Genomic DNA, 26,753 nt, shown 5'->3' with positions numbered 1-26,753 from the left:
GGGACTACTGCCGGAGGTCGGACTGCTGGTCGGCGGTGGCCGTGGCTTCGCCCTCGATGTTCTGGTTGATGATCGCGTCCTGCTGTGCCACGGCGAAGGCGTTGCTGTCGATGGAGCCGATGTTGGCGGCGACGGCGGCGTCGATCGGGGCAGCGACGTTGGCGTTGGCGGCCACGGCACCGTTGATCGGGGCGGCGAGGTCGGCGGAGGCGTCCAGGTCCACGTTGACGTTGAGCAGGTTGGAATCGAGGGCGCCGGCGACGTCGGTGGGCAGCCCGCCTTCCTCGGCCGTGACGTCGGTTGCGCCGGTGTCGCTGCCGTCGGTGCTGCCGGATTCCTGCTCGATCGTGCTGTCCTGCGTGGAGTCGGCGGTGGCGTCCGCCTCGATGTTCTGGTTGATGACGACGCCCTGGTCGGCGAGGGCCTGGGCGTCCGAACCGAAGGACAGGATGTTCGCCGAGGCGGCGGCATCGATCGGGGCCGCGACGTTGGCGTTGGCCGCTACGGCGAGGTCGATCGGCGCGGCCGCGTTGAGGCCGAGGTCCAGGTCCGCGTTGAGGTCCAGGATGGAGGCCACTTCCTTGTCCGGAAGCGCAGTGCCTGCCTCCGCCATCAGCTCATCGTCGCTCAGCGGGGTCAAATCCTGTTCAGTGCTCACGAAAAACTCCAGTTCCGGCACGGTTCCTGCTGCCCCCAGTGAGCAGTTTCCAGACCGACGTGCCTCATGCGAGTCAATAGTAAGCATGATGAGCATTTAACCGGTAGGCGACTCCCGAAACCCCCGCCCCAAAGCGCATCGATTGCTCCGTAACGGCCCTTATAGGGCTCCAAAAGGGCCGTTACGGAGCAACCGATGGGACTGACTACTTCAGCCCGGCGCCCGGCAGCAGCTCCGTGGCGCCCAGGGAGTCGGCGACGAAGGCGTAGTCCCAGGCCCGTTCCTTCCACTGCACGTAGCGGCCCGAGCCGCCGCCGTGGCCACCCTCCATCTCGATCTTCATCACGATCGGCTCGCTGCCGGTGTTGAGTTCGCGCAGCCGCTGCACCCACTTGGCGGGCTCCACGTAGAGCACCCGGGTGTCATTAAACGAGGTGACCGCGGCGATCTTGGGGTAGGCCACCGCGCGGACGTTCTCGTAGGGCGTGTAGGACTTCATGTACTCGTACACGGCGCGGTCGGTGATCGGGTTGCCCCATTCCTCCCACTCCAGCGCGGAGAGCGGCAGTTCGGGATCCAGGATGGTGGTCAGGGCGTCCACGAACGGGACGGCGGCCACAATCGCCGCGTACTTCTCCGGCGCCAGGTTGGCGACGGCGCCCATCAGCAGGCCGCCGGCGGAGCCGCCCATGGCCGCGATCCGGGCCGGGTCCACCCAGCCGGAGTCCGCCAGCCAGTCGGTGGCCGCGATGAAGTCAGTGAACGTGTTCTTCTTCTGCAGCTTCTTGCCGGTGTCGTACCAGTGCCGGCCCAGTTCCCCGCCGCCGCGGATGTGGGCGATCACAAACACGATGCCCCGGTCCAGCAGGGACAGCCGGGGGATGCCGAAACCGGGATCCATGCTCAACTCGTAGGAACCGTACCCGTACACCAGGCCCGCCGCCGTCGAGTCCGGGCTGACGGAGGCGTGCCGCAGCACCGACAGCGGAATGCGGGTCCCGTCGGCAGCGACCGCCCATTCGCGGGTGGCGACGTAGTCAGCGGCCGAGTAGCCGCCGAGCACCGGGCTTTCCTTGCGCAGCAGCAGCTCACCGGCGGGCAGCTCCGCGGTGGGCAGCACAAAGTCATAGACCCGGGACGGCGTGAAATAGGAGGTGTAGCCCATCCGGATCACGGGGGCCTCGTAGTCGGAACCGGCCACCCCGGCGGTGTAGAGCTCCTCCTCGAAGGCCGGCTCCACCGGCGCGCCCTGCTCCGGCGTGCCCAGCCCGGCCAGCGGCAGGACCTGCACCCGCTCGATCGTGTCCTTGCGGACGGAGACCACCAGGTGCGTGGAGGTGACGCCGGCGCCGTTGACGCGCACCTGGTCGGAGTGTGCGACGACGGTGGTCCAGTGCTGCTCGGCCACCGGCCTGGCGAGTTCGGCCGCGTCCACCAGCGAGACCATGGAGTTGATGGCGTCCCTGTTGTGGGTCAGGACGATCGCCTCGGACTGCTGGCCCGAGGCGTCCGCCAGCAGGAACGGCTCGGCCTCGTAGAGGATGCGTTCGTCCCGGGAGATCACGGTGCGCAGTCCGGCGTCGAGCGCGTCGAAGCGCAGCAGCCGGGTCTCGCTGAACTCGGAGCAGCCGATGCTCAGCACCAGGTGGCGCCGGTCGGCGGAGAGCTCGAAGCCCAGCCACATGGCGACGTCGTCCTCCTGGTAGATGACCTCATCCGTAGCGACGGGCGTGCCCAGCACGTGCGACTTCACCTGGTAGGGCCGCCAGGAGTCGTCCACCACGGTGTAGAAGATCCGGGTGCCGTCGGGGGAGAAGGAGATGCCGTAGAAGACGTTCTCGATCACGTCGGGAAGGAGTTCCCCGGTCCGCAGGTTTTTGATGCGCAGCGTGAACCGCTCGTCGCCGGCGTTGTCCACGGCGTAGGCGTAGAGGTTCCCGTCGATGGTCACGGCGGCACCGCCGACGGCGAAGAACGGCTTGCCCTCTGCCTCGACGTTGCCGTCCAGCAGGATTTCCTCGCCCGGAATCTCGACGCCGACCTCGACGGCGGGCGGAGTCCAGTCAGCGACGCGGTCCCCGGTGTCCCGGGCGCGGACGCGGCACTGGATGCCGTATTCCTTCCCCTCCACCGAGCGGGTGTAGTACCACCAGCCGTCCTTGCGGTTGGGTACGGAGAGGTCCGTTTCCTGGGTACGGCCCTTGATCTCGCCGAAGATGGCTTCGCGCAGCGGCTCCTGGTGCGCGGTCACGGCCTCCTGGTAGGCGTTCTCGGCCGTGAGCAGCTCCACCACCTCGGCGGATTCCTTATCCCGCAGCCACTCGTAGTTGTCCTCGAAGGCATCGCCGTGGTGAGTGCGGAGGGCGGGGATTTTCTTGGCAACGGGGGGCTGCGGGGAAGGCTGCACAGGAGTCTGGGTCATGGCTCCAATCTACCGGCAGGGCACGGGCAGACCGCCGCACGCCGGGCCGCCCGGTCACTGCTGGCGGGTGCTTCCTCAGTTCCCGCCCTGCAGCCCGTTCGCGGCGATGTACTCGCCCAGCGTCCCGGAGGCCAGCGCGGCGGAAACGGCGGCGGTGGCGGCGGGGTTCTGCAGGATGATGGACTGGCCATCCCGGCTGAATCCCGCGCCTGCGGTGGGGAGAGTGAAGAACAGGCCGTTGCCCGGGGGAGTGCTGCGCAGGCTGAAGACGAGCTGTTCCAGCGTCTCCACCGTGAGGCCCGGGGACACCGTGACGTGGGGGAGGACGGTGGACACCAGCTGCTTCACGGTGTTGCGGTCCGTCAGCGCGCCCTCGGCGGCCATCTTGGCCATCATGGCTTTGAGGAAGGTCTGCTGGTTCCGGACCCGCTGGTAGTCGCCGTCGGAGAAGGCGTGGCGCTCGCGGACAAAGGCCAGCGCCTGCACCCCGTTGAGCCGGTTCACCCCGGGCGGGAAATACACGAAGTCGTCGACGGTCCCCTGAAAGGACTGCGTGATGTTCACATCCACCCCGCCCAGCGCATCGGTCATGGCGGCGAAGCCCTGGAAGTCCGCCATCACGGTGTGGTTGATCGGCTGGCCCAGCAGGGCCTCCACAGTCTGCGTCATGAGGGGCACCCCGCCCAGTTCCAGCCCGGCGTTGACCTTGGCCGCACCGTAGCCGGGAATGTCCACCCACAGGTCGCGCATGATCGAGATGCCGTAGATGCTCTGCCGGTCCGCCGGGAGATGGAGGAGGACCAGGGCGTCCCCCCGCTGGTCCGACGTGGCGCCGGACGCCGCGACTGCCCGTTCGTTGATGCGGCTGTCGCTGCCGACCAGCAGGATGTTCAGCGCGGTGGGCGGCGGATCCGGGGTGGGGGTGGGTGTGGGTTCCGGGGTGGGTTCGGGCGCGGATGTCTCCGGTGCCGGGGCGGAGGTCTGCGCCGGGGTCGCGGTTTCGGTGCGCGGCCGGTTCAGCAGGAACGCGGCGGCGGCGACGGCGAGGATCATCAGCCCGGCAATAACGGCGATGACAATGGTCCGACGGCGGTTTCTTCCGCCCGGTGCCGCGGCGGAGCCTGCGGCTGCTTCTGCTGGTTCCGGCGACGTTCCCATGGCCGGACACTACCACCGCGCTCCGTCAAAAGATGCCGGCGGCGCAGAGGCAAATAGTTCAGCTGTGCTGGCGTGCGAACCGCAGGATGGTGAGGATGGCCGGGGCCAGCTCGTCCTCCATCTGGTTGTAGAGCTCCTGGCCGCGCCGGTAGGGGTCCACCACGTCGTTGTCGGAGGTCTCCGCCGCCAGCGCCAGGTGCCGCACGGAGGCCGCCCGGGCGGGGAGTCCCCGCCAGAACGCAGGAAGGTCGACGACGGCGGACGGCGCGTCGCGCTGTTCCAGGACCTGCAGCATCCGGGCAAATTCACGAATGGTGAAGGTCCGCTTCAGCAGGGACGCATCCATCTGCATCACGGCGCCGCGGTGTTTGGCGGTCATCGCCAGCACCAGGTCGGACTCCCTGAGGAGCTTCGGCGTCAGCAGCCGGGCCGCAAAATCGTCCGGGGTCCCGCCGTACGTCCTGATGATCTCGGCCGAGGGCGGCTGGATCGGATCGCCCACCATGGCGCGTGTTCCGGCACTCCGCACCACGAAAGCGCCGGGCTGGACCTGGTCCAGGCCGGTCTGCAGCAGGCGCTCGGCGACCGGAGAACGGCAGATGTTGCCGGTGCAGACCGTCAGGATCCGAACGGGGTGGGGCGCTTCCAAGGTTTTCCCAACTTCCAATAGCGAGACTCATGCCGGTGGCGTGGTTTTCGAGTCTAGCCGCGCCGGGCCGACCAGGCCGCTTCAGGGAGATAGGGCCGAGTTCTGTCGTTCTTGAAAATAAAGCATCTTGATATTGAAGATTCATGCTTTTCTGCGTACAGTCGTCCAAGGATGCCGAAGCGCTCGGCCGGAGCTTGCCCGTCTGGGGGTTCTCCACAGCACAAGAACTTGGGGTAAATGATGTCGGAGACTAAGAGCCTGGTCGCACCGAAAGCTAGTTTCGACCGCCGTTCCGTTGTGAAGGGCGCAGCGTGGAGCGTGCCTGTTATCGCGGCAGCCATTGCAGCCCCGGCCGCTGCGGCGTCGACGCACACGTACTCGGCAGCCCTTATCGCCGGCAGCGGCTTTCCGACGGTTGTGGGAACTCCCCAAATGTCAGGGACCGGACTCCAGGGCTTTGCCGTCTCCACTACTGGCGCCACTTTCACGGGAGCCGTATCTGTCGTCATCAACGTCCAGCCCGACGCGGCGACGGCGGCGACTGGTGTCGGGCTCGCTGTCACCGCATCGGCACTGGCGCGCACCGCACAGTCCGCACCATACAACTTCGCATACAGCAGAACCGGGGCGGGTAATGCCGCGAGCAATGCCGTTTTGAAGTACACGGTCACTGTGACGGTCACTGTTGTCGAGTCCGCTACCAAGAGCACTGTGCTGCCTGCTATGGCTTTCGTTGCCACTCTCCAGCCGATCACGACGCTAAGCCTGGTGACCGGCAACGGCGCTCCAGTCATCGGCGGAAAGCCGGAGTCATTGGGAACGGGACCCCTGGGCTTTGACGTCACCACCACGGGCTCAGCCGTGGTAGGCCCCATCTCCGTCGCTATCGACGTAAAGCCCGACGTGACTGGGACCGAGGGCATTACGCTCCAAGTGGCCGCAACGGCACAAGCGCGGACCGGTCAGGTCGCACCTTACAACTTCACCTACACCAGAAGCGGTGGGGGTGCAATTACCAACGTTAACGGCGTCAAATACACCGTCACCGTCACTGTCTCCGGCGCCGGGGTCGCAAGCGCCAGCAAGGTGTTCGACGTGATTCTCAAGAAGAAGTAAAACCTCAGGGCCTGCCACGCGAGATGCTGGCATTCCAATAGTGATCTAATGGCCAGAAGCAAGTGCCGGAATCATGTTGGAGTGTCACATCGGAAAAATTCTTCGAGTACGCGTTCTTCGGTCCAGGCAGGAAGATCCCAAGGCGTTGCCGGATGGTGAGACAGATTGAAAGCCCCCAGTAACTTGGCCCTTGATGTGCTGGGCACAAGCTTCACCGTTCACTGGGGTGCAGCGGTGACTTCCGCCCAACGGCAATCCATGACCCGAGCCTGGAGGCGGTGCTTACGAGACTCCTTCCTCGTCGCACAGCAGGCGTTGCCGTGCGCTTCGGACCTGCCCTTCACAGCATCCTTACGCTATGAATCGAAGCTCCCCGGCGTCGGCGTGAGGCATCTCGGCTCGGATAGCTTTGAGGGTTTGGCCGAAGCAGTGACGTCGGAAGTCACCGTTGCTGCCATCCTGGAACGTGCCGGTGAGCTGACAATGCTCCACGCGTGCGGGGTCGCAGACCCCAACGGCGCGGTTATTGCCCTGGTGGCAAAATCCGGCACCGGCAAGACCACCGCCTCGTCGCAGCTTGCCCGGACCTTCGGCTATATAACAGACGAAACCGTCGCGATCCGGGCTGATGGGTCTGTTGTGCCGTACCCGAAGCCGCTGTCCGTTAAACAGGCAAAGCCCGGAGCCGCCAAACTCCAGGTCGGCCCGGACGAGTTGGGCCTGAAAGTCGCTCCGGACGACCCCCGCATCAAGGCCATCGCACTGCTGGACAGAGTGGCCGGCACGGAGTACCAGTTACCCGTTATCGAGCCGGTTCCGTTGGCAGAGGCAGTGCTGGCGCTCATTCCAGACACGTCCTCCCAGGCGGCCGTGGTGGAACCGCTTCAGTCACTCTGCCGGCTGATCGACAGTGTTGGCGGAGTATGTCGAGTCAGCTATTCGGAAGCGGCTGACCTGAAGGACGGCCTGGCGCCGCTGTTCCTGAAGGAACCCATGAACCCGTCGGAGGCCATCGCGGAATGGTCGCCCGCAATGATGGAGCCGCAAGCGAAGCCTGCACGGGCACCAATCCCCAACGGCTGGCTGCAACGGACCGACGCCGTTGACGCAGTGGAGATCGGCGAGGACCTGCTGGTCCTGACGGAAACCGAGCTCACCAGGCTCAGCGGCATCGGACCCGTCATCTGGCAGACCGCCCAGCGTCCCGTCTCGATGCAGACAATAGTGGACCGGATCGAGGCCGTGCACGGGCTGCCTGAAGGCTATGAAGCGCTGCTGGATGCGGCCGTGGACGGCCTCGTTGACCAGGGATTACTCCTGCGCGGTTAATATGCATACCAACGCGGTCACCGTACCGTACAGTAAATTTTCGTGTGGGTCGTTGGGGCCAGGCACGGGGGAGAGGACCTAGGCGTGACTGGTTTTGAAACGGCCGACAACAATAACGGGCAGGCATCGGCGGGGCTCGCGCTTGAGGACTACCTGCGCATCGCCCGGGCGCGCTGGAAGGGAATCCTGGCTTTCACCCTGGCCCTGACCGTGCTGGCTTTCTGCTGGACCCTTCTGCAGCCCAAGATCTACTCCGCACAGTCCACCGGGATTGTGGTAACGGGCGGCTCGGATAACCTCAGCCTTTCGCTCATGGGCGAGAACCTTGCCCAGACCAAGGCCGCCAAGTACGAGTCTGTGGCCAAGTCCCGGCTCGTCGCCGAGCGCGTAGTCACGTCGCTTGGCCTCACCACATCGCCCGATTCTCTCCTGGGGTCCATCTCAGTGACGCTGCCGAAGGAGAGCGCCCAGATTGCGGTAACGGCCACGTCCACGAACCCCGCCACCGCGCAACGGGTTGCTGATGCCTGGGTGGTGGGCCTGGCCGAGCAGGTCAGGGAGATGGAAAGCCTCCCGGCAGTTGAGGGCTCGGATGTCGTCCCCGTCCCGGTCATCCGCGTAGTTCCGCTGGGCCAAGCCCCCCTGCCGACCACGCCGACCTCCCCGAACGTCAAGCTGACGCTCGCGATCGGAGCGCTGGCCGGGCTGGCGCTCGGGATCCTCTATGCCATGCTCCGCCACCACCTGGACCGCCGGCTCCGCAGCGCCACCGCGATCGAACGCCGGTTCGGGGTGCCCGTGCTGGGTACGCTGCCGGTGGACCACCGTCTGGATGGCAAGAGCACCGTGCTCGACGACGGATTCAGCCCCGTAGCGGCGGGCGAAGGCTCGCATGCCATCACCGAGGCCCTGCGGGAGCTCCGGACAAACCTCCAGTACGTCGACGTCGACAACCCACCGCGGATCATCGTGGTGACCAGTTCCGTTCCGGCCGAGGGCAAGTCGACGGTGACCGCCAACCTGGCCGTCACCATGGCGGCCGCCGGCGAGAACGTTGTGGTGGTCGACGGCGATCTGCGCCGCCCCACTCTGGTGGATGTCTTCAACCTGGTCCCCGGGGTCGGTGTCACCGATGTCCTGAGCGGCCATGCCGAGCTGGAGGACGTGCTGCAGGAATGGAGCGCCATGCCGAACCTGCGGGTACTCGGATCCGGCCGGATTCCCCCGAACCCAAGCGAGCTGCTGGGGTCGCAGGCCATGAAGACCCTGCTGAGGACTCTCGCGCAGGACGCCATTGTGCTGGTCGATGCACCGCCGCTGCTCCCCGTTACGGACGCTGCCGTTCTCACGCGCATAGCCGACGGGGCGATTGTGGTCATCAGGGCCGGGAAGACCACCGATGAGGAACTGGGCAAGTCCCTTGGCAACCTCAACCGGGTGAACGGCAACGTCCTCGGCACCATCCTCAACCGTGTGCCCACTACCGGCGCCGGCTCCTACCGGTACTACACCGCGTATCAGTCCCACGAATCCCAGCCCGAGCCGGTGTCCGTCGGAACCCCGCGGGACCACCTGGAACCCGAACCCGTCTACGACCAAAGCGACGAGTCGCCGGCGCGGCCAGCGACGCGGTTGCCGGCGCGAAGCCGGTCATCCTTTGACTGAACACTGAAAATATCCCCTCGGAGCAACCGCTCCGGGGGGATATTCGTTTCTGGGAGCTCAGCCCACTCCGCCGGCGCGGTTCAGCGGCCAGAACCGGCCCGCCACCTGGCCGACCACGGCCGAGGCCGGGATCGTCCGGACGCAGTCGCCAGCCACATCAGCGGACGTCCGGCAGGCAATGGCGGAATCCACGGAGTTGGACCGGTGATCGCCCAGCACCACCAGCTCGCCCTCGGGAACGGTAAACGGGGGAACGCACCGCAGGGACCGCGGGCTGCTTTGGCAGTCGAGGCTGCCTGCCTCAAACGGCAGGTCCACAAAAATGTAGGGCTCGTCCAGCGGCTTGCCGTCGACGAGCAGTTTGCCGTCATCTGCGCAGCAGCTGATGGTCTGGCCGCCGGTCGCCACCACCCGCTTCACCAGGAACTGCTCGTTGGAAGGTCCGATCCCGGTCACATCGCCGAAGGAACGGGCGATTCCGGCGACCCCGCCGCTGCGGGGCACGGTGGATTCCGCCTCCCAGCTGTCCGGCCGGGTGAACACCACGATGTCGCCGGCGCCCGGCCATGAACCAAGATAGGCCAGCCGGTTCACCAGGATTCTGTCGCCGCCGTCCGCGGAACCCTGCAGCGTCGGCTCCATCGATCCGGAGGGGATCCGGTACGCCTTCACCAGGAACCCCTGGACCAGCGAGACGGCCACCAGGGCGATCAGCATGTTCAGGGCCACGGAGGCCCAGAGGGGAAGCTTCTTGCCGGCGCCGATATTCACGAGTTCAAGCTATCACCGGGCCCTGCGCTCAAACGCCGCATATCGCCCCGGTGCTTGACGCATCTCCCGCCTTCCGCATATCCTGAACGAACGGTCGGTAATTATTTATCGGAAATGCATAGGAGCAACCATGGCATCGCAGACCCTGCAGTCAGTGCCCGGAGAGCCATCATCGGCGCGGCACGAACAGAGCCTTGAAGATGTGGCCCGGCGTGACGCTGAAGGCCAGGCATACTTCGACAAAGTCATGGCGGATGACTCGCGGATCGAACCCCGCGACTGGATGCCCCCGGCATACCGCAAAACCCTGTTGCGCCAGATCTCCCAGCACGCACACTCGGAGATCATCGGCATGCAGCCGGAAGCCAACTGGATCTCCCGCGCCCCCAGCCTCAAGCGCAAGGCCATCCTGATGGCCAAGGTCCAGGACGAGGCTGGCCACGGCCTGTACCTCTACTCCGCCGCCGAGACCCTCGGCCAGCCGCGCGATCAGATGAACCAGGACCTGATGGACGGCAAGGCCAAGTACTCCTCCATCTTCAATTACCCCGCCCGTACCTGGGCGGACATGGGTGCCATCGGCTGGATGGTCGACGGCGCCGCTATCGCCAACCAGGTGCCGCTGTGCCGCGCCTCCTTCGGCCCCTACGGCCGCGCCATGGTCCGCGTCTGCAAGGAGGAATCCTTCCACCAGCGCCAGGGCTTCGAGATCCTGCTGGAACTCTCCCACGGCACACCGGAGCAGAAGCAGATGGCACAGGACGCAGTGAACCGCTGGTACGCCCCGGCCTTGATGATGTTCGGCCCGCCGGATGACGATTCGCCCAACTCCAAGCAGTCCATGGCCTGGAACATCAAGCGCTTCAGCAACGACGAACTGCGCAACCGCTTCGTCGGCATGATGATGGAGCAGGTCAAGGTCCTGGAGCTCACCCTCCCGGACAAGGACATCCGTTTCAACGAGGAAACCAAAAAATGGGAGCACGGCCCCCTGGACTGGGACGAATTCCACGAAGTCCTCGCCGGCCGCGGCCCCTGCAACGCCCAGCGCCTGGAACGGCGCCGCGAAGCACACCACAACGGCACCTGGGTCCGCGAAGCCGCCGCCGCCTACGCGGAAAAACAGAGCCGCAAGCAAGCAGAGAAGGAATCCGCAGCATGACCACCCCCGAACCGCACGCAGGAAACGTTTGGCCCATCTGGGAAGTCTTTGTCCGCTCCAGCCGCGGCCTGTCCCACGTCCACGCCGGCTCCCTGCACGCGCCGGACGCCGCCATGGCCCTGCGCAACGCCCGCGACCTCTACACCCGCCGCAACGAGGGCGTGTCCATCTGGGTTGTTCCGGCCGACGCCATCGCCTCCAGCGATCCCGACGCCAAGGGCGCTTTCTTCGAATCGCCCCAGGGCAAGGACTACCGGCACGCAACGTACTACACCAAGAGCGAGGGCGTGAAGCACCTGTGAGCACCTCACCCGAAACCAAGGAAGCGCACGACGGCGGCCACGGCGACCTCTCCGTCGGCGTCAAGGGCTCCGGCAACAGTGGCGAGGCCACGGCCAGCGCCACCCGCATCACCCCCGGCAATGCCCTCCGCCCCGAGGACATCGCCCTGGCCGTCAGCCGCGGCACCGCCAAGCCGAGCGAGGACGTCGCCGAGTTCGCCCTGCGCCTGGGCGACGACGCCCTGGTCCTCGCCCAGCGCCTGGGCCACTGGATCTCCCGCGCCCCGGAGCTCGAGGAAGACATCGCCCTCGGCAACATCGCCCTGGACCAGCTGGGCCACGCCCGGTCCTTCCTCAGCTACGCCGGCGGACTCGACGGCCGGAGCGAGGATGACCTCGCGTACTTCCGCCGCGAGCCCGAGTTCCGTTCCGTGGAGATCTTTGAAATCCCCAATGGCGACTTTGCCGTCACCATTGCCCGCCAGTTCGTGGTCAGCTATTACCAGTTCGAGCTCTACAGCAGGCTGACGCAGTCCACCGACGCGACCCTGGCCGGCATCGCCGCCAAGGCCGTCAAGGAAGTGGACTACCACCGCGACCACAGCGCCCAGTGGGTGCTGCGCCTGGCCCAGGGCACGGACGAGTCCCGCGAGAAGATGATCCACGGCTTCAAGGTCATCTGGCCCTACGTGGATGAGCTCTTCCGCGACGATGAGCTCACCGCCCGCCTCAGCGCGAGCGGCGCCGCCGTCGAGCCGTCCAGCCTGCGTGCCGACTTCGACCGACTCACCGGCGAGGTCCTCGCCGCCGCCGAACTGGACATCCCCAAGGTCCAGCCCGTCCCCGGCGGCGGACGCAAGGGACTGCACTCCGAACACCTCGGCTACCTCCTGGCCGAAATGCAGGTGCTCGCCCGCGAGTACCCCGGCGCCAGCTGGTAACCACCATGGACATGTACGTCAGCCACCCCACGGCCGCAGACGGCCGCCCGGCGGAGCAGCAGACCCCCGAGCAGAAGGCCTGGGACCTCGCTGCCACCGTCACTGACCCGGAAATCCCGGTCCTCACCATCGAGGACCTCGGGATCCTGCGCAACGTCCAGCTCTACGACGACGGCGGCATGGTCCCCGCGGTTCAGGTGACCATCACGCCGACGTACTCCGGCTGCCCGGCCATGGACGCCATCCGCGACGACCTCAAGACGGCCTTCCACCGCGGGGGCTACCCGAGCGTCAACGTGGAAATGGTCCTCTCCCCGGCGTGGACCACCGACTGGATGAGCGAGGCCGGCAAAGCAAAGCTGCAGGAATACGGCATCGCGCCGCCCAGCGGCCACTCGGCTGCCGTGCGGCACGCCGGGCCGGTCCGGCTGTCCCTCGCCGTCAAGTGCCCGCAGTGTTCATCGCTGAACACCAAGGAACTCACCCGCTTCGGCTCCACCTCCTGCAAGGCGCTGTACGTCTGCCAGGACTGCAAGGAACCGTTCGACTACTTCAAAGTTTTGTAAGGAACAGGTGCACCCATGACTGTTGTCCGCCAGACCGCCGCTGAAACGGCTGCAGCCACCGGCCGCCGCCGCGCGTCCTTCCACCCGCTCACCGTGGACGAGGTCCGCCGCCTCACCGATGACGCGATCGAGGTGACCTTCGGCGTGCCGGCTGAGCTCGCCGGCCAGTTCGATTACCTCCCGGGCCAGTACGTCGCACTGCGCACCACCCTGCCGGATGAGACAGGCGAGCCCAAGGAAATCCGGCGCAGCTACTCGATCTGCGCCGAACCGCGGAGCTTCGCGGACGGCAGCAGCGAGGTCCGGGTCGCCATCAAGAAGGACTTGGGCGGGCTGTTCTCCACCTGGGCGAACGCCGAGCTCAAGGCCGGTGACGTCCTGGACGTCATGAGCCCGATGGGCGCGTTCGTGTCTAAGCACGGCCGCGACGGCAAAGAGCAGAACCTGATGAACTCGATGAACCACCCGGAGGCCATGGCCACCGAACTCGCGGGGGAGCCCGGCTCCTTCGTCGCGATCGCCGCCGGCTCCGGCATCACCCCGGTCATCGCGATTGCCCGCACGCTGCTCGCGGCGCACCCGGAAACCCGCTTCGACCTGGTCTACGCCAACAAGGCCGCCATGGATGTGATGTTCCTCGAGGAGCTCGCCGACCTGAAGGACAAGTACCCGGCCCGGCTCGCCCTGCACCATGTGCTCTCCCGCGAGCAGCGGATCGCCCCGCTGCTCAGCGGCCGGATCGACGCGGAGAAGCTGCAGTCCCTGCTGGGCACCGCCATCCACGCCGACGACGTGGACGAGTGGTTCCTGTGCGGCCCGTTCGAGCTGGTCCAGCTGTGCCGGGACACCCTGGCCGAGCGCGGCGTTAACCCGGACCACGTCCGCTTCGAACTGTTCACCACCGGCAAGCCGGACCGCCCCGAGGGCAACGCCGGGCGCCCGGTGATTGTGGACGAATCCCAGGCCACGTACAAGATCACCTTCAAGCTGGACGGTCTCCAGGGCGAGGTTGCCAGCCCCACGCACGCCCGCGAATCCATCCTGAACGCGGCCCTCCGGGTCCGCCCGGACGTGCCGTTCGCGTGCGCCGGCGGCGTCTGCGGAACCTGCCGCGCCAAGGTGGTCACCGGTGCTGTCACCATGGATGAGAACTACGCGCTGGAACAGGACGAACTGGACAAGGGCTACGTGCTCACCTGCCAGTCCCACCCAACGACGCCGGAAGTCACCGTCGACTTCGACGTCTAGCAGCCCACCCCGCTTCCCGCCCCGACCCCAGGAGCCCCATGATTTCCCTTTCCATCGCCGACGGCGTCGCCGAGATCGTTCTTGACGCCCCGCACAAGCTCAACTCGCTGGACGATCAGGCGCTCAGGGATTTAGCACAGGCGTACGACGACGCCGCTGCCGCCGCCTCGCGCGGTGAGGTGCGGGCGCTGCTGCTCAGGGGAGAGGGGCGCGCCTTCTGCGCGGGACGGGACATCGCCGGCGTCACGCCGGAGACCGACGACGTCCAGGCGTACCTGGGCGGGCTCCTGCAGCCGCTGCTCAAGAAGATGAGTGCGTTCCCGGCCCCCACGTTCGCGGCGGCCCAGGGCGCGTGCCTGGGCGTCGGGCTGGGCCTGCTGCTGGCCACCGACGTGGTCTACGTGGCGGAGAACGCCAAGTTCGGATCCCCCTTCGCAAACCTGGGAGCCACGCTCGATTCCGGCGGCCACTGGTACTTCACCGAACGGCTCGGCATGCACCGGACCCTGGACCTGATCTACACCGCCGAGCTGATGAGCGGCGCGGACGCCGTGGCCCAGGGAATGTTCAGCCGTGCCATGCCCGCGGCTGACCTGCTGGAGAACACCCGCGCCATCGTGGCTAAGGCGGCCACCGGCGCCACCAGCGCATTCACCGCCAGCAAGGACCTCGTGGCGCACATTCGGGACCAGCGGCTGGGCCTCTGGGAGTCCATGGAAGAGGAAAACGCCGAGCAGGCCCGGCTCTGCAAAACCGAGGACTATGCGGAAGGGTTCCTGGCGTTCCAGCAAAAGCGCCTGCCTGTTTTCAAGGGTTAGCCGCTAGAATCCCCTCATGACTTTGGGGAAAACCATTAGAAAAGCCGTCATTCCTGCTGCCGGGTTGGGAACGCGTTTCCTGCCCGCTACCAAGGCAATGCCGAAGGAAATGCTGCCGGTCGTGGACCAGCCGGCCATCCAGTACGTTGTCGAGGAAGCCGTGAAGGCAGGCCTGACGGACCTCCTGATGATCACGGGCCGCCAGAAGCGCGCGCTGGAAGACCACTTCGACCGCGAACCGAACCTGGAGCGCACGCTCGAGGACAAGGGCGACGTGGACCGCCTGGAAGCCGTCCAGCACGCCTCCAGCCTCGGCCCCCTGCACTACGTCCGCCAGGGCGATCCCAAGGGCCTGGGACACGCCGTGCTCTGCGCCCGCCAGCACGTGGGCGACGAGCCCTTCGCGGTCCTGCTGGGCGATGACCTGATCGACGAGCGCGACGAGCTACTGAGCACCATGATCGAGGTGCAGGCCCGCACCGGCGGCTCCGTCATTGCCCTGATTGAGGTGGATCCCGCCGAGATCAGTGCCTACGGCTGCGCGGACGTTTCCGCCGTCGACGGCGAAGGCCATGTGCGCGTCAACCGGCTGGTGGAAAAACCTTCAATCGCGGACGCACCGTCCAACCTTGCCGTCATCGGACGGTACGTGCTCCACCCGGCTGTCTTCGACGTGCTGGAAGAAACGGAGCCAGGCCGCGGCGGCGAAATCCAGCTCACCGATGCCCTGCAGACCCTGGCCACCTCGGACTGCGAGGGCGGCGGCGTGTACGGGGTGGTCTTCAAGGGCCGCCGCTACGACACCGGCGACAAGCTGAGCTACTTGAAGGCGGTCATCTCGATCGCCTCAGAACGCGTGGAGTTCGGCGAAGAGCTCAGGACCTGGATGAAGGCCTTCGTTAGCTAGCCGCCCTCGAGCCGCTCCGGGGGCGAACAACGTGCGCCACGAATAGAAATCCCAGGAGGCATCCGGCGGTGTTCGTGGCAAGGTCAAGCGGGCTAGGGAAGCGGCTGTGAAGAAACAGCAGCTGCCCCAGCTCCATGCACCCCGAGATCAGCAATCCCAAGGCGCCGATCTGCCACCATTCTTTCCTCGGGAAGGATAATGCCGCCAGGACGCCGAGGGGCACAAAGAGGGCCACATTGGCGGAGGCTTCAACGAACCCGTAGCCAATCCAGGCCGGAACACCGAATCTGTGGATCAGGAATAGGAATCCGGCAATCTCTCCCTGAACCGGCTGGTCCACCGGGCTCGGCCAGAAGCCCACCAGCGCCAGGGCGGCCAGGAATCCCGCCAGGACCGTGCGCCAAGTCGGGGGTGTTGCCGTGGCCCTCATGTGCTCCTTTAGAGGCAGTCAATGCAAAAGGTGGTGGTCTCCAGTATCCCGGAGACCACCACCTTGTTTGATGCTTGTTGGCTGGTGCTTAGACGGTGACGTCAGCCTTCGCGCGGCGGCGGACCACAACGACGGAGGTTACGCCGGCAGCCAGTGCGCCTGCGCCCACCAAGGACCAGATCATCAGGTTGGCATCGGCACCGGTGTTGGCCAGTGCGGCTCCGTTAGCCTTGTTCGGGAGGCTTGCACCCACTGCGGCGCCCTGCACAGTGACGGTGGAGCTGGCGGTAATTCCCGACTCCAGACCCGTCGCGGTCAGGGTGTAGACGCCGGTCTCGCTGATCGTGACCGGGAAGGTAAAGGCGCCCTGGGCGTCTGCCTTGGAGGAGAATTCCTGCGGTGCCAGCGGCAACGTAATCTTTCCGGTGACCGTCATGCCACGGCCGGCGACGCTTGCGCCGGTTGAGGCGGGCCTGCCACCCGGCGTGACAGTGATGGAGAGACCTTCGCCGGCTTTGAAGCCCTTGCCGCGGAAGACGAACTGCTCGCCAGGGCCAACCGTGCCATCAGAAACGGCGGAGTTGGCGGGCGGAGCCGGGTAAGTCGTGTTGGTTGCCATGGCCGGAACCGCGCCAATGAGAGCGATGGAGCCGGCGAGTGTGAGCGCTGCAAGTGTTTTCTTCATGTGTCCCCCTGAGACCGTACGTACGAGTGTTAAGCGATGTGGAGATTTCCGGCCCCCCAGCGGCCGCCGGTTGAAATCTCATGGAATAAGTCCCTGCTGACGATAGCATTGATCACGCGAGTGACCAAAGATACGCAAGTTGTTTTACGTGACGTTAACTTGATGTTTACTCTGCCTAATTACACGGAGCCATTTCGGGGGCCAGGATGACGTCTTTGACAGGCTGGACAGTGGGCGTGACAACCACGTTCGGCTCTGTGTGCTGAACGATCTTGCCGAAGGTCAGCTCTACCGTGCTGCTTTGGCCGGGTGCCAGCGTGACGGTTATCGTCCCCACGGGCCTATTGGCGTGACGGTGGGCAGCAAAGTCCGTTTTCATGCCGTCCACTGCAGCTGTCTCCACGTTGGCTTGCGCTGGTCCATAGGCGATCACGTTGGTCCGCACTGAACCCGCTGCAACTCCGTAGGATCCCCCAGCGGTGACGTAGGGCGGTAAAGAAGTCGCTGCGTCAGCCGGGGCCGTGTTAGTGCTAGTAACGCGGATTGTAGTTTGTTCGTATCCGCCTATTTCACAGTTCTTGACAAGTTGAACGGTCCGCTTGACATAATAATCCATTTTGGCTCCGGTGCCATCATTGAAATAGACCCCGAACTGCGCGGGGGCGACGCTGGGACCGGCGATTGAGCCGCTCAACGGATACTGGGCAAGGACGGACTGTTCCTCCGCTGAAGCGGACCAAAGCAAAATTCGGCCCTCAGAAGCTCCGCGTGAAATCCCCTCGATGAGGCCCTTGGCGTCGCCCTTCCCGCCGGTGGATAGCGCGCCGAAGACTTCTTTGGCGACTCCAGCAAAGTAGACGTCTTGGTATTGGGGCAGCGTAATTTTGGCGTAGACGTCCGAAAGTAGGGTTGGTACGACGTTCTTGCCGCTCAGCTTGGTTGGCAGTCCGCCGCTAGCCAGTGCCAGGAGCTCGGGAGCTGTGATTTCCACAGGTCCTGTTGCGTCAAGGACATACCCCAACGACATCGGATCCATGGAGATGACACCGTCGACCCTCTGGCCGGTCTTTCTCTCCCACATGGACTGCGCAGAGGCAGCCGCCGTGGGGAAATCAGGGGTCAGATTGACGTCCTGCATGTATTTACCGATTCGTGTGGAGTAGATCTGTTCCTGCTCCTCGTCCACAGCGAGTGCAGGCGACATGACACCCACTTCGCCGGCACTGCTCTGTTGGCCCAGTGTCAGCTTTCCGTTGTCCAATGTTAGTACCGCCAGCGCTCCGGGAATTCCCCCTGAGGCCCGTGCTTCGGCATTGTTCTGGATCATGAGCAAGTAGCTGCGCTGGCCGTCAGCGCCCAACATGCCTGGGGCGATTTGGGCGGCATTCGCGGATGCATCGAGGGCGCCTGTTACTTCCTGCAGCTGCTCCCGGGCCCGCGTCAACGGCTCGGCAACTTGAGGCCACAGGCTGCTCGCGTCAATTCTGTCCAAACGTTCGGCTGAAGCCCTAACAGCCAGAGCAGCCGATGAAACGCTGGGGGCGGCACTTTGGACCGGTTCCAGGTTCGAACCCGTACTACTGGGCAGCAGCTCGTTCCAGTCCAGCGACTCGAAAACGTTGACCAAGGGTGCGACCCCCAGATTGGCGACGTCGTCGGCTGATCGGGCTACTTCAGCGATGGCCCCGAAATTGGCGCCTAACCACGGAATCGACGTGGCCAAGGTCCAAAGCGGATCTCCTGCTGCTTCTCGGGCCGCAGCGGTGTGGGTGCGGAGCTGACCGGCCGTCGCATTGGCGTCGTGTGGCCTGCTGCCGACAATGTTCTCTTTGAGAACCGGGACAAGTTGCGCTGTTGCCTCAAGTTCATTCTTGATGATGGTGGCTCGCGTGCCCAGCCATGCGGCCACGGCAACAGCGAGGGCCGCCGTAAGCGCCAGCCACCCGGAAGCGATGGCGTAACGACGACGGCGCCGTTGCATGTTCCGGCCCGTTGCCGAATTCGTGCGCTCCCGCTCCTCTAGATTGCGGCCACTGCCCTCAGGCGTTTCGTGAGTATCAGTCATCGGCTACGGACGTCCCAGCCCGCGGTAGCTCCAACCGGCAGCACGCCATTTTTCAGCGTCTAGGACGTTGCGGCCGTCTAATATGCGGGGGGAGGCTACCAGCGCGGCGAGCTCGTAGGGGTCGAGGTCGCGGTATTGCTGCCATTCGGTGAGGAGTAGTAATGCGTCTGCCCGCTGGACTGATTTCTCGGTCTCCGATTCGTAGTGCAGCTCAGGGAATCGTCCTGCCGCATTGGCCAGCGCCTTCGGATCCGTCACTGTGACCACAGCACCCTGAAGCTGGAGCTGGGCAGCGATGCTTAGCGCCGGGGAGTCCCTCACATCGTCGCTCTCAGGCTTGAACGCGGCACCAAGGACTGTGATTCGCTTGCCCAGCAGCGTTCCGCCGCACAGCTCGCGTGTGAGCTCTACTACCCGCGTCCGGCGACGCATATTAATCGCGTCCACCTCGCGAAGGAATGTCAACGCCTGGTCTGCGCCCAGCTCGCCGGCACGGGCCATGAATGCACGGATGTCTTTCGGCAGACAACCGCCGCCGAACCCGATTCCAGCGTTGAGGAACTTCCGGCCAATTCTGTCGTCCAGGCCGATCGCCTCAGCCAACTGCGTTACGTCTGCCCCGGCGGCTTCACAGACCTCGGCCATTGCGTTAATGAATGAAATTTTCGTGGCAAGGAAGGAATTTGCCGCGGCCTTGACGAGTTCAGCGGTTGCCAGATCTGCCACCAGCCGAGGAGTACCAGCGTTCAACGGCACGGAATAGACTTCGTCGAGAATTGCCACTGCCGGATGTTCCTCGGAGCCACCCTCGACGCCGTAGACAAAGCGGTCGGGCTGAAGCGTGTCGGAGACCGCGTGGCCCTCACGCAAGAACTCGGGGTTCCACATCAGGTGAGCAGATGGGGCCACGTCGCGGACCAATTCTGCCAGGCGGGCGGCCGTGCCCACCGGCACCGTCGACTTTCCAACGACAACGTTGCCGGGAAGTATGTGCGGGAGGAGCGCGACGGTTGCGGCGTCAACATAACTCATGTCGGCCCCGTTCTCGCCCTTCTTCTGCGGAGTGCCTACGCAAATGAAGTGGATAGCACTCCCTGCTGCGGCGGCCATGTCCGTCGTGAAGGTTAGCCGACCTGTCGCCTGAACTTCCGCCAACAGTTCGTCCAGCGAGGGCTCGTAGAAGGGAGCCTTGGCCGCTGCCAGTGCGGCAATCTTCGCCTCATCCACATCGATACCGACAACGTCATGGCCGAGTTTCGCCATGCATGCGGCATGCACTGCCCCCAAGTATCCGCACCCGATTACTGATATACGCATTGTGTTGCCTTCCCCAAAACCAGGATAGGCGGCGTTTGAGCCGCTGAAATTGGACCGGATCCTGTCAGACCGCTCCGGTGCTAGCAAATACTGCTTTGAAAGTCTTGAAAAGTATGACTACGTCACCCATGAGTGACCAATTTTCTACGTAGTAGAGGTCGAGCCTGATGCTTTCCTCCCAGCTGAGGTTGGAGCGCCCGCTAACTTGCCATAGTCCGCTCATCCCTGGGCTGACATACAACCTGCGGTGTGCCGCGTCATCGTAAAGTGCCACTTCGCCCTCGCGCTGAGGTCGTGGTCCAACCAGGCTCATACTGCCGCCGATAACGTTCAGCAGTTGGGGGAGCTCATCAAGGGAATACTTTCGCAGCACTCGGCCGACTGGGGTTATACGTGGATCGTTCTCCACCTTGAAGAGCGGGGTTGCCGCAGATCCCTGCGCGACGAGGAGTAGTTGGAGTTCCGCGTCGGCATTCACCCTCATAGATCTGAATTTCAGCATCCTGAAGGTCGTGCCCCGGAGTCCGATGCGTTCCTGGGAATAGAAGACTGGCCCATCACTGGTCATTTTGATGAGAAAGGCGAGACCAATAAACACGGGTGACAGAATCACGACAAGGATCCCTGCGATCGCAATGTCGAACACTCTTTTCGCGACTTTCTTGCCTCCGGTGAGCTTCGGCGTTGAAACATGAATAAGGGGCAATCCCGCAACTGGCTGCGTATGGATGCGTGGCCCAGCGACGTCAGTCAACGCGGGCGCCAAGATCATGCCGATGTCTCGCGCAGCTAGCTCCCATCCGAGACGGCGGAGGTCACTTGGGTGAATGTTGGCACCAGCAGAAACGGCTACAGCATCAACTTCCGAAGCTGTGATCGCAGCAAGTATCGCGCCAAAGTCCACTTCCACGCCTGTGACTGGCAAGCTCAGTCCTGACACACTTGGTGAGTCGTGTGAGGCTCCTGGAAGGTGCGCTGCGACCGGCACGTAGCCCGCAGCCGGTGCACTCCGGAAAGATCGAACCAGGTGATCGACGGAGTAGGGGCTCCCGATGATTAGAACGCGCGAGGCGCTGCGGCCAAGGGTTCGCTCCAACGAGAGGTGCTGGCGTACCAACCATCTCGCCACTAGCAGTCCGATGACGCCGGCAGGAAAGGCCAGTCCAACGAAGCCCCGCGCTGTGTCTATCCTCAACGCATAGGAAACGATCGCGACAAACCCAAATAACCACGCTGACGCAGCCAAAACTCGTTTGTACTCTTCAGACCCTGAGCCCAGCACGGTTGGTTCTCGGGATCCCCAAGAGCCAAGCATCAACCACCAGACAATGGCAAGGACACCAGAGAGCAACAAGTACTCGCCGTCTCGGGTTGCCAGGTTGTCGGCTTCTAGGAAGCCGAAGCGAACGACAAATGCCCCAGCAACTGCCCACACGACAACGCCCCCATCGAGGACTCGGAGCCGTCGTGAGTAGCGTACTCGCCACGAGGTGGTGCGAGTCATTATTTCCCCCAATAAAAACCTGATGCGGTAGTTCGGAATTCCCCTGCATCCAAAAGACAACTGTAATACCCGCGGCAAGGGCACTTTAGAGTTCGTGGATGGATCCCCTGTCGACGTCGATTGCACGCAACCGCGGCCGAGAACAAGCCACGTCGGTGCCAACGCGACTCCAATGGTTCAAGGTCTAGGCTGATAGTAGACGTTCTGATCCACGAGCGTCCAACCCGTAGCGAAACGTGATGATGGCGATGGTCCGTCGGGCCTTCTACTACTATTACTTAGCGGATGGTCTATGGCTGAAACGCAATCGACTCACCCGTCGCCCGCATCTCACGAAACCGGATTTTTCTCGCGGCCGGGCGCGAAGTCAGTCCGCGAACGGTAACCACGCCACCTAATGGAGCGCGGCCGTCGCGCTGCCCGCTCGTAGCTCCATAAGCCGCAACACTCTTGGTCATCGCCGGGGTGTTTCCCGATCTTCAATATCGAAAAGTTAGGTTTCCAACATTGGGGAATGAATCCATTGAAGTCTCGGTCGTAATCCCCTCCACGGGACGAACGGAACTGACCAGGGCCGTGCACAGTGCCCGAAATCAAAACTTTGCAGGGCGCGTGGAAATCATCGTGGTGTTCGACCTCGACGAAGCCCGGACGTCGCCCGAAGTCGTTGACTTGGCAACCGGCGCCGATCACGTCATGTATACCGGCGGCCTTCGAAAGGGAGGCGCGGCGCGCAACCTTGGTGTCATGCAGGCAAAGGGCGACTGGGTTGCCTTCCTCGATGACGACGACGAATGGCTGCCGGACAAGCTGGCCATTCAGCTCCAAGTTGCTGCCGAACAAAAGGCCCTAGGTTACGCTCCGGTGGTTGGTTGTCGAGTGGAGCAGGTAGTCGCCAAGAACGGTAAGAGGCATGTAGTTCAAGGAGTTCCCGCGCGGCTTGTATCAAGCCAGGAAAAAATTGAAGACTACCTGTTCGTAAATCGCCGAGCAGGAGCGAAGCGAGCGTCCTTCTTCACCTCGACTGTAGTGGCAGAACGATGGCTTTGTGAGGCGGTCAAGTGGGACGAATCGCTCACACGCCATCAAGATTGGGATTGGCTCATCAGCGTGAGCAGGGTCCCCTCAGTATCGTTCAGCCAAGCCGAACGCGACTTAGTCGCCATTCATGTTGGAACTGCCGGGTCCATCTCCGCCGGCGCCGCATGGGAGGGATCGCTTTCGTGGGCCAAAGCAACCCTTGCTCCCGTTGGTCCCAGAGTCTTTGTCGACTTCTTGTTCGCGCAGACGTTGCGGTACGCGCTTCAGAAGAGGGACTGGGTCGGCGTTCGCACTGTTGTCGCACACGCGGCCCGATTGAGAACGGCGCCTGGTGTTGGGCCGTTTGTAATTGGCGTTGCGGGGATACTGCCGCGAGTCACTATGCAAAATCTGATGCGCCGAATCCGATAATGAGTGCATCAGCGGTAGGGGTCAAAGGAATTTGCGCATGGATGTGAGCTCACGGTCGCGAGTCATAATGGTCGTTTCTCATCTGGCTCCAGTTTTCGGTTTGGAGAGGGTCGCCTTGGACGTTCTCCAACTCCTAAGGAAAACCTACGATGTGGAAATTGTGTGTGTCGGGGGTAGTCATGCCGACACTGCGGAATGTCCGGATGCTCGCCTCTTAGGCAGTTCCCTCCGGGGATTTCGCAGGCTTCATTCCCTCCGAAGGCTGCGCGGGTATGCGCGTACGCTTGAATCAGAAACTGTAATTCTCGTGGGCGTATGGGTTGCGGTTCCCTGGCTTCTTGTCGCAAGAGGATCGGGTCGCCGAACTCTGGTCTGGGAGCACTCAATGATGAAGGCGCGTCTCGAACAGTCGAAGCAACTCCGATTATTAGCACTTGCAGCTCGATTTCTGTACAGAAGAGCCAGTGCAGTCGTTGCCGTGAGTCGTCCGCTGGAGAGTGACCTTGCATCGATATGCAAAGGTGTCTCCATAGTGACCATCCCGAACCCGGTATTGATCGAGGCATCGGGCCTGTCAGCGCAGGCACCGCCCGCGCTTATGCAGTTTCCCCAGCGCAAGACTACGCGGATGCTGACGGTAGGGTCTTTAACCTCGGTGAAGGCCCAACACTTGGTTATCCGGGCATTGGCACTTCTAGACGACTCTTACATTCTCAGTATTGCCGGATCAGGTCCAGAAGAACGCCGGTTAACCGAGCTTGCGCGGGAACTGGGTGTGGCTTCGCGCGTGACTTTCGAAGGTTTCGTGGCGCCTTCTGACTTGAAGGGCCTCATGTCCGAGTCGGATCTCATGGTGCACTGCGCCGTTGTAGAGACGTTCGGACTCGTCTACGTGGAGGCGGCGAACGCCGGATTGTCCGTCATTGCCACTCGCAATTCATTGGCGGAGGAAATGATCCCCAAATTTGTTCCAGGACGGATTTGTGAGCCAGATGCTCCTTCGCTCGCAAAAGCAATAGCTAGTCGTAAAACGCACGTCGTATCCCCCACCGAACTCTCGTTGGCCGCTGCACTAAGGGGCGTGGAGTTTGATCCCGACCGAGTCGCATCGAGATGGACTTCTCTTATTGATGCACGATCCGACTCCGACTGCCTTCAGAAATTCAAGTGATCGAGAAGATGGTGTGACCTGGTGAAAGAATTCCTAGTAGTGTTCATAGCGTGCGCGTCCGTGCCGCCCCTGATCATGAACCTGAAAGCTTTGCGTCGTAGTCTCGGGCGGCGCCAGGGTGATGGCGCCGGGGTCTTCGGCGTGGTCGTTCTCGTCTTAGGTGGACTCCTCTACGAGGCCAGGCTAGTGCCCACTGGCCAGCCGACCCAGCTGGTTGTCCTTGGTTTGCTGCTCGTATCCGTTGTGCTGTTGGCCACTGCATCTTCAGGGTTGGGTAGTGGTCGAAAGTTTCACGTTGGTGGAGCAGCCTTTTTGCCCGCCGCGGTTGCGGGGGTCATGTTTCTCATCAATGCATTGATGAACGATGAACTCCCGCTCGAACAGTCGCTCGGACGTCTTCTTGCTGTCGCGATTCTAGTACTGGCAGGTCTCGGTGCGAGCATCAGCCCAATTTCTATTGAGGATATTTGCAGAATCATAGTCTCCTCAGTCCTTTTCATTCTTATCGTCACGGCCTTCAGGCCCGAAGTCTGGCGAGCTTGTGACATATTCAAATGCGGTCCCTTTGGAGCTATTTATACTGGCCCTTTTAGCTCTGAGAACGCGCTTGCTATATTTGCATGCGTAGGAATCCTTTGTGTTCTAGCTTCGCGCAGTGTTTCCATAGCCTTCTGGACGCTTATTCCTCTGGCCTTGACTCTGTATGCCACGGAATCCAGGACCTCGCAGGCTGCTCTGACAGGGGCAATCGCTACTTGGTTTTCTTTGGTTCTCTGGAAGAAAATGTCAGTCGCTGGGCGGAGTAAGCTAAGCGGGCAACTTCGGTTTCAGGCGGGAGTAGTGATCGTAATAGTTGCTGGTCTGTTCGCTTCCAGCTTCTACCTCATTCTGACTGCTGAACCCTCATCCTTCAGCAATCGCGGGAATATCTGGATTCGAGCGCTAGATGCATTGGATGGCGACTGGTGGCGAGGGCTTGGACTCGATCGATGGTCTTATTTGCAGTCTATTGGAATTCTACCTTTGCTATTTCCCCATAGTCAGTATCTTCTGCTGCTCTTTGGCGGTGGCGTGGCAGCGGTTGCTGTTTTGCTCGTTTTCTTCGGTTCTGTCATTCGGCGTTCTGCGGCGAGTTCATCAAGCCTGACGTTTGCTTCTGCCTATATAGTCTTTCTATCAATATTGGGACTGACGGAGGTTTATTGGAATCCGATGGCATTTGATGGACACACTTTCTTGGTCCTGCCTCTAATATTTCTAATGGTTGCGGGCCGTCGGGATGCTGCTGAAGTCACTAGCCAGGATAAGTACAAAATTATTCCCGCGCTGCGGGCGGGCTGATCGACGCACGGCAGGCCAGCTGAGCGACTAGGTGGGGGGAAGTTGTCGATTTCCCTAGTAGAGCAGTTTTCTGTAAAATTTCCGGCCTTTCGAGGTTGTCCTGGAATCGATTCAGTGTCGCAGCGAAAAAATAGTGCGCCGAATGCTCCTGATTGCCGTCGGCCGCTTCAATTTGATCGATTGATGGATCGCTACCGTCACTGTGCTGGACGATGGCCGGCGCCGATCATCTTGAAATCGATCAGCCGACGCGTTCCCCAGCTGTGGAGTATCGCGGCATACGGAACGGATGCTTCGATGAAGCGGTTGCGGTGGCCCAAGAAGCTGCAGAGGGGTCGATTGCGACGACCTGGACGCCGAGGCGCAACTCCAGCGCCGGGCGAAGAGCCAGTCCCCGACGCCATTGTGGGACCGGTCGGCGACCACGCCCAGGTCCTGCCCGGTGTCTGGATCAACGAGCGTCGTCATCCACGGCTCATGCCGTACCCACGACGTGGAGTCAGGGTCACGGAAATGCCTCGCGACCGGAACCCATGCTCGTCAATGCCCAGCATCCGCGGCCTGAGCTCAGCCACTTCCGGCAGGTTGATGTCAATGGCCAGTAGTTTCTGCCCATGGGCGGCCAGTTGATGTGCCCGCTGGTGGCCAGAAAAGCTGCCCGGTGATGGCCAATAGATCTGCCCACTGATTGGTTCGGCGGGGTTGGCCATCGTTGTTTTGGTCAGTTCAGTCGGGTTACTCCTTTTCCTGCGAGGGCCTGGGTGAGGCGGACGGAATCGCCGTTGGTCTGGCAGACGTGGGCGTGGTGCAGCAGCCGGTCAACGGTGGCGGTGGCGAGGGTCTTGGGCATGAGCTCGTCGAACCCGGCCGGGTGGAGGTTGGAGCTGATCGCGACGGACCGTTTTTCGTAGGCTGCGTCCACGACCCGGTAGAGGCCTTCGGCGGCGTCCGTGGCCACCGGCAACAGGCCTATGTCGTCGACCTATGCGGATGTCCGCATAGGTTGATCTATGCCGAGCCCGCGACTATGCCGAGGTGTCCGCCAGGTCGGGCTGGTGTGCGGGGTCCGGGCCGGTCGCGGGTCGGCATAGTTACAG

24 protein-coding genes are annotated in these 26,753 nt (G+C 63.2%); 13 read left to right on the top strand and 11 right to left on the bottom strand.

The annotated features are described in order from the left end of the window. Nucleotides 1-4: 4 nt before the first annotated feature. From ABIB29_RS11685 to ABIB29_RS11670, 4 genes are all read right to left on the bottom strand, one after another. Nucleotides 5-658 carry a peptidoglycan-binding protein gene (locus tag ABIB29_RS11685; RefSeq protein WP_354172949.1) on the bottom strand — a complete coding sequence of 218 codons (654 nt, stop codon included), beginning with the start codon at nucleotides 656-658 and terminating at the stop codon, nucleotides 5-7. Between the two features lie 205 nt (nucleotides 659-863). Further along, entirely contained in the window at nucleotides 864-3,080 is a 2,217-nt protein-coding gene (locus tag ABIB29_RS11680) for a S9 family peptidase (RefSeq protein WP_354172947.1), read from the bottom strand. Between the two features lie 75 nt (nucleotides 3,081-3,155). Next, nucleotides 3,156-4,238 (bottom strand): LCP family protein, encoded by a 1,083-nt coding sequence (locus ABIB29_RS11675; RefSeq protein ID WP_354172945.1) that lies wholly within the window; start codon nucleotides 4,236-4,238, stop codon nucleotides 3,156-3,158. Between the two features lie 58 nt (nucleotides 4,239-4,296). Next, nucleotides 4,297-4,887 (bottom strand): arsenate reductase/protein-tyrosine-phosphatase family protein, encoded by a 591-nt coding sequence (locus ABIB29_RS11670; protein WP_354172943.1) that lies wholly within the window; start codon nucleotides 4,885-4,887, stop codon nucleotides 4,297-4,299. Nucleotides 4,888-5,124: 237 nt separating this feature from the next. On the opposite strand from ABIB29_RS11670, the gene ABIB29_RS11665 reads away from it, so the two are divergent. The 3 genes from ABIB29_RS11665 to ABIB29_RS11655 all read left to right on the top strand — a co-directional run bounded on the left by ABIB29_RS11665 (nucleotide 5,125) and on the right by ABIB29_RS11655 (nucleotide 8,997). Next, entirely contained in the window at nucleotides 5,125-6,003 is an 879-nt protein-coding gene (locus ABIB29_RS11665; RefSeq protein ID WP_354172942.1) for a hypothetical protein, read from the top strand. Nucleotides 6,004-6,420: 417 nt separating this feature from the next. Further along, entirely contained in the window at nucleotides 6,421-7,332 is a 912-nt protein-coding gene (locus ABIB29_RS11660) for a hypothetical protein (RefSeq protein WP_354172940.1), read from the top strand. Nucleotides 7,333-7,416: 84 nt separating this feature from the next. Then, nucleotides 7,417-8,997: a tyrosine-protein kinase domain-containing protein gene (locus ABIB29_RS11655; RefSeq protein WP_354172938.1), complete on the top strand. Its 1,581-nt coding sequence runs from the start codon at nucleotides 7,417-7,419 to the stop codon at nucleotides 8,995-8,997. Between the two features lie 57 nt (nucleotides 8,998-9,054). Here ABIB29_RS11655 and lepB read toward each other — a convergent pair whose 3' ends face one another. Continuing rightward, a complete protein-coding gene (gene lepB / locus ABIB29_RS11650; RefSeq protein ID WP_354172936.1) occupies nucleotides 9,055-9,768 on the bottom strand; it encodes a signal peptidase I in 714 nt (237 codons plus the stop codon). 130 nt (nucleotides 9,769-9,898) lie between these two features. Between lepB and paaA the strand changes: the two genes are divergently transcribed. From paaA to galU, 7 genes are read left to right on the top strand one after another with little or no spacing between them, the layout of a single operon-like run. Beyond that, a complete protein-coding gene (gene paaA, locus ABIB29_RS11645; protein WP_354172934.1) occupies nucleotides 9,899-10,930 on the top strand; it encodes a 1,2-phenylacetyl-CoA epoxidase subunit PaaA in 1,032 nt (343 codons plus the stop codon). Then, complete coding sequence (gene paaB / locus ABIB29_RS11640) at nucleotides 10,927-11,232, top strand: 1,2-phenylacetyl-CoA epoxidase subunit PaaB (RefSeq protein ID WP_091251167.1); 306 nt, start codon at nucleotides 10,927-10,929, stop codon at nucleotides 11,230-11,232. The genes paaA and paaB overlap by 4 nt, the downstream gene beginning before the upstream one ends. Continuing rightward, on the top strand, nucleotides 11,229-12,152 hold the full coding sequence (gene paaC, locus ABIB29_RS11635; RefSeq protein WP_354172931.1) for a 1,2-phenylacetyl-CoA epoxidase subunit PaaC: 924 nt from the start codon (nucleotides 11,229-11,231) through the stop codon (nucleotides 12,150-12,152). The genes paaB and paaC overlap by 4 nt, the downstream gene beginning before the upstream one ends. Nucleotides 12,153-12,163: 11 nt before the next feature. Beyond that, nucleotides 12,164-12,718 carry a 1,2-phenylacetyl-CoA epoxidase subunit PaaD gene (paaD, locus tag ABIB29_RS11630; protein ID WP_354173172.1) on the top strand — a complete coding sequence of 185 codons (555 nt, stop codon included), beginning with the start codon at nucleotides 12,164-12,166 and terminating at the stop codon, nucleotides 12,716-12,718. Nucleotides 12,719-12,733: 15 nt separating this feature from the next. Then, a complete protein-coding gene (gene paaE, locus ABIB29_RS11625; protein WP_354172930.1) occupies nucleotides 12,734-13,966 on the top strand; it encodes a 1,2-phenylacetyl-CoA epoxidase subunit PaaE in 1,233 nt (410 codons plus the stop codon). Nucleotides 13,967-14,004: 38 nt separating this feature from the next. Further along, complete coding sequence (locus tag ABIB29_RS11620) at nucleotides 14,005-14,784, top strand: enoyl-CoA hydratase/isomerase family protein (protein ID WP_354172928.1); 780 nt, start codon at nucleotides 14,005-14,007, stop codon at nucleotides 14,782-14,784. Between the two features lie 16 nt (nucleotides 14,785-14,800). Continuing rightward, the gene (gene galU / locus ABIB29_RS11615) at nucleotides 14,801-15,691 is read left to right on the top strand and encodes a UTP--glucose-1-phosphate uridylyltransferase GalU (protein WP_354172926.1); all 891 of its coding nucleotides are present in this window, start codon (nucleotides 14,801-14,803) and stop codon (nucleotides 15,689-15,691) included. Here galU and ABIB29_RS11610 read toward each other — a convergent pair. The 5 genes from ABIB29_RS11610 to ABIB29_RS11590 form a co-directional block, all read right to left on the bottom strand. Then, the gene (locus ABIB29_RS11610) at nucleotides 15,684-16,121 is read right to left on the bottom strand and encodes a VanZ family protein (protein WP_354172924.1); all 438 of its coding nucleotides are present in this window, start codon (nucleotides 16,119-16,121) and stop codon (nucleotides 15,684-15,686) included. The genes galU and ABIB29_RS11610 overlap by 8 nt on opposite strands. A gap of 88 nt (nucleotides 16,122-16,209) precedes the next feature. After that, complete coding sequence (locus ABIB29_RS11605) at nucleotides 16,210-16,806, bottom strand: LPXTG cell wall anchor domain-containing protein (RefSeq protein WP_354172922.1); 597 nt, start codon at nucleotides 16,804-16,806, stop codon at nucleotides 16,210-16,212. Nucleotides 16,807-16,981: 175 nt separating this feature from the next. Continuing rightward, nucleotides 16,982-18,871: a DUF4012 domain-containing protein gene (locus ABIB29_RS11600; protein ID WP_354172920.1), complete on the bottom strand. Its 1,890-nt coding sequence runs from the start codon at nucleotides 18,869-18,871 to the stop codon at nucleotides 16,982-16,984. Between the two features lie 3 nt (nucleotides 18,872-18,874). Further along, the gene (locus ABIB29_RS11595) at nucleotides 18,875-20,188 is read right to left on the bottom strand and encodes a UDP-glucose dehydrogenase family protein (protein WP_354173171.1); all 1,314 of its coding nucleotides are present in this window, start codon (nucleotides 20,186-20,188) and stop codon (nucleotides 18,875-18,877) included. A 64-nt stretch (nucleotides 20,189-20,252) separates the two neighbouring features. Next, nucleotides 20,253-21,692, bottom strand: coding sequence for a sugar transferase (locus ABIB29_RS11590; RefSeq protein ID WP_354172918.1), 1,440 nt, complete (start codon nucleotides 21,690-21,692; stop codon nucleotides 20,253-20,255). Nucleotides 21,693-22,157: 465 nt separating this feature from the next. On the opposite strand from ABIB29_RS11590, the gene ABIB29_RS11585 reads away from it, so the two are divergent. The 3 genes from ABIB29_RS11585 to ABIB29_RS11575 are packed head-to-tail and all read left to right on the top strand — an operon-like array spanning nucleotide 22,158 to nucleotide 25,656. Beyond that, complete coding sequence (locus ABIB29_RS11585) at nucleotides 22,158-23,144, top strand: glycosyltransferase family A protein (protein ID WP_354173170.1); 987 nt, start codon at nucleotides 22,158-22,160, stop codon at nucleotides 23,142-23,144. Between the two features lie 37 nt (nucleotides 23,145-23,181). Further along, nucleotides 23,182-24,315, top strand: a complete 1,134-nt coding sequence (locus tag ABIB29_RS11580; protein WP_354172916.1) for a glycosyltransferase — start codon at nucleotides 23,182-23,184, stop codon at nucleotides 24,313-24,315. Between the two features lie 60 nt (nucleotides 24,316-24,375). Beyond that, complete coding sequence (locus ABIB29_RS11575) at nucleotides 24,376-25,656, top strand: O-antigen ligase family protein (protein ID WP_354172914.1); 1,281 nt, start codon at nucleotides 24,376-24,378, stop codon at nucleotides 25,654-25,656. A gap of 721 nt (nucleotides 25,657-26,377) precedes the next feature. Here the strand turns inward: ABIB29_RS11575 and ABIB29_RS11570 are convergent. Next, the gene (locus ABIB29_RS11570) at nucleotides 26,378-26,629 is read right to left on the bottom strand and encodes an ATP-binding protein (RefSeq protein ID WP_354173169.1); all 252 of its coding nucleotides are present in this window, start codon (nucleotides 26,627-26,629) and stop codon (nucleotides 26,378-26,380) included. Between the last annotated feature and the right edge of the window lie 124 nt (nucleotides 26,630-26,753).

It is taken from the genome of Arthrobacter sp. UYEF36 (assembly GCF_040547025.1).
Taxonomy (GTDB): Bacteria; Actinomycetota; Actinomycetes; order Actinomycetales; family Micrococcaceae; genus Arthrobacter.
The sequence above is the reverse complement of the archived record's forward strand: the minus strand, read 5'-3'. Positions and strand labels throughout refer to the sequence as shown.

Coding starts and splice junctions, on each gene's coding strand:
- ABIB29_RS11680 (WP_354172947.1), bottom strand. CDS start 3,080: ATGACCCAGACTCCTGTGCAGCCTTCCCCGCAGCCCCCCGTTGCCAAG.
- ABIB29_RS11675 (WP_354172945.1), bottom strand. CDS start 4,238: ATGGGAACGTCGCCGGAACCAGCAGAAGCAGCCGCAGGCTCCGCCGCG.
- ABIB29_RS11665 (WP_354172942.1), top strand. CDS start 5,125: ATGATGTCGGAGACTAAGAGCCTGGTCGCACCGAAAGCTAGTTTCGAC.
- paaA (WP_354172934.1), top strand. CDS start 9,899: ATGGCATCGCAGACCCTGCAGTCAGTGCCCGGAGAGCCATCATCGGCG.
- paaB (WP_091251167.1), top strand. CDS start 10,927: ATGACCACCCCCGAACCGCACGCAGGAAACGTTTGGCCCATCTGGGAA.
- paaD (WP_354173172.1), top strand. CDS start 12,164: ATGTACGTCAGCCACCCCACGGCCGCAGACGGCCGCCCGGCGGAGCAG.
- paaE (WP_354172930.1), top strand. CDS start 12,734: ATGACTGTTGTCCGCCAGACCGCCGCTGAAACGGCTGCAGCCACCGGC.
- ABIB29_RS11620 (WP_354172928.1), top strand. CDS start 14,005: ATGATTTCCCTTTCCATCGCCGACGGCGTCGCCGAGATCGTTCTTGAC.
- galU (WP_354172926.1), top strand. CDS start 14,801: ATGACTTTGGGGAAAACCATTAGAAAAGCCGTCATTCCTGCTGCCGGG.
- ABIB29_RS11610 (WP_354172924.1), bottom strand. CDS start 16,121: ATGAGGGCCACGGCAACACCCCCGACTTGGCGCACGGTCCTGGCGGGA.
- ABIB29_RS11605 (WP_354172922.1), bottom strand. CDS start 16,806: ATGAAGAAAACACTTGCAGCGCTCACACTCGCCGGCTCCATCGCTCTC.
- ABIB29_RS11600 (WP_354172920.1), bottom strand. CDS start 18,871: ATGACTGATACTCACGAAACGCCTGAGGGCAGTGGCCGCAATCTAGAG.
- ABIB29_RS11595 (WP_354173171.1), bottom strand. CDS start 20,188: ATGCGTATATCAGTAATCGGGTGCGGATACTTGGGGGCAGTGCATGCC.
- ABIB29_RS11590 (WP_354172918.1), bottom strand. CDS start 21,692: ATGACTCGCACCACCTCGTGGCGAGTACGCTACTCACGACGGCTCCGA.
- ABIB29_RS11580 (WP_354172916.1), top strand. CDS start 23,182: ATGGATGTGAGCTCACGGTCGCGAGTCATAATGGTCGTTTCTCATCTG.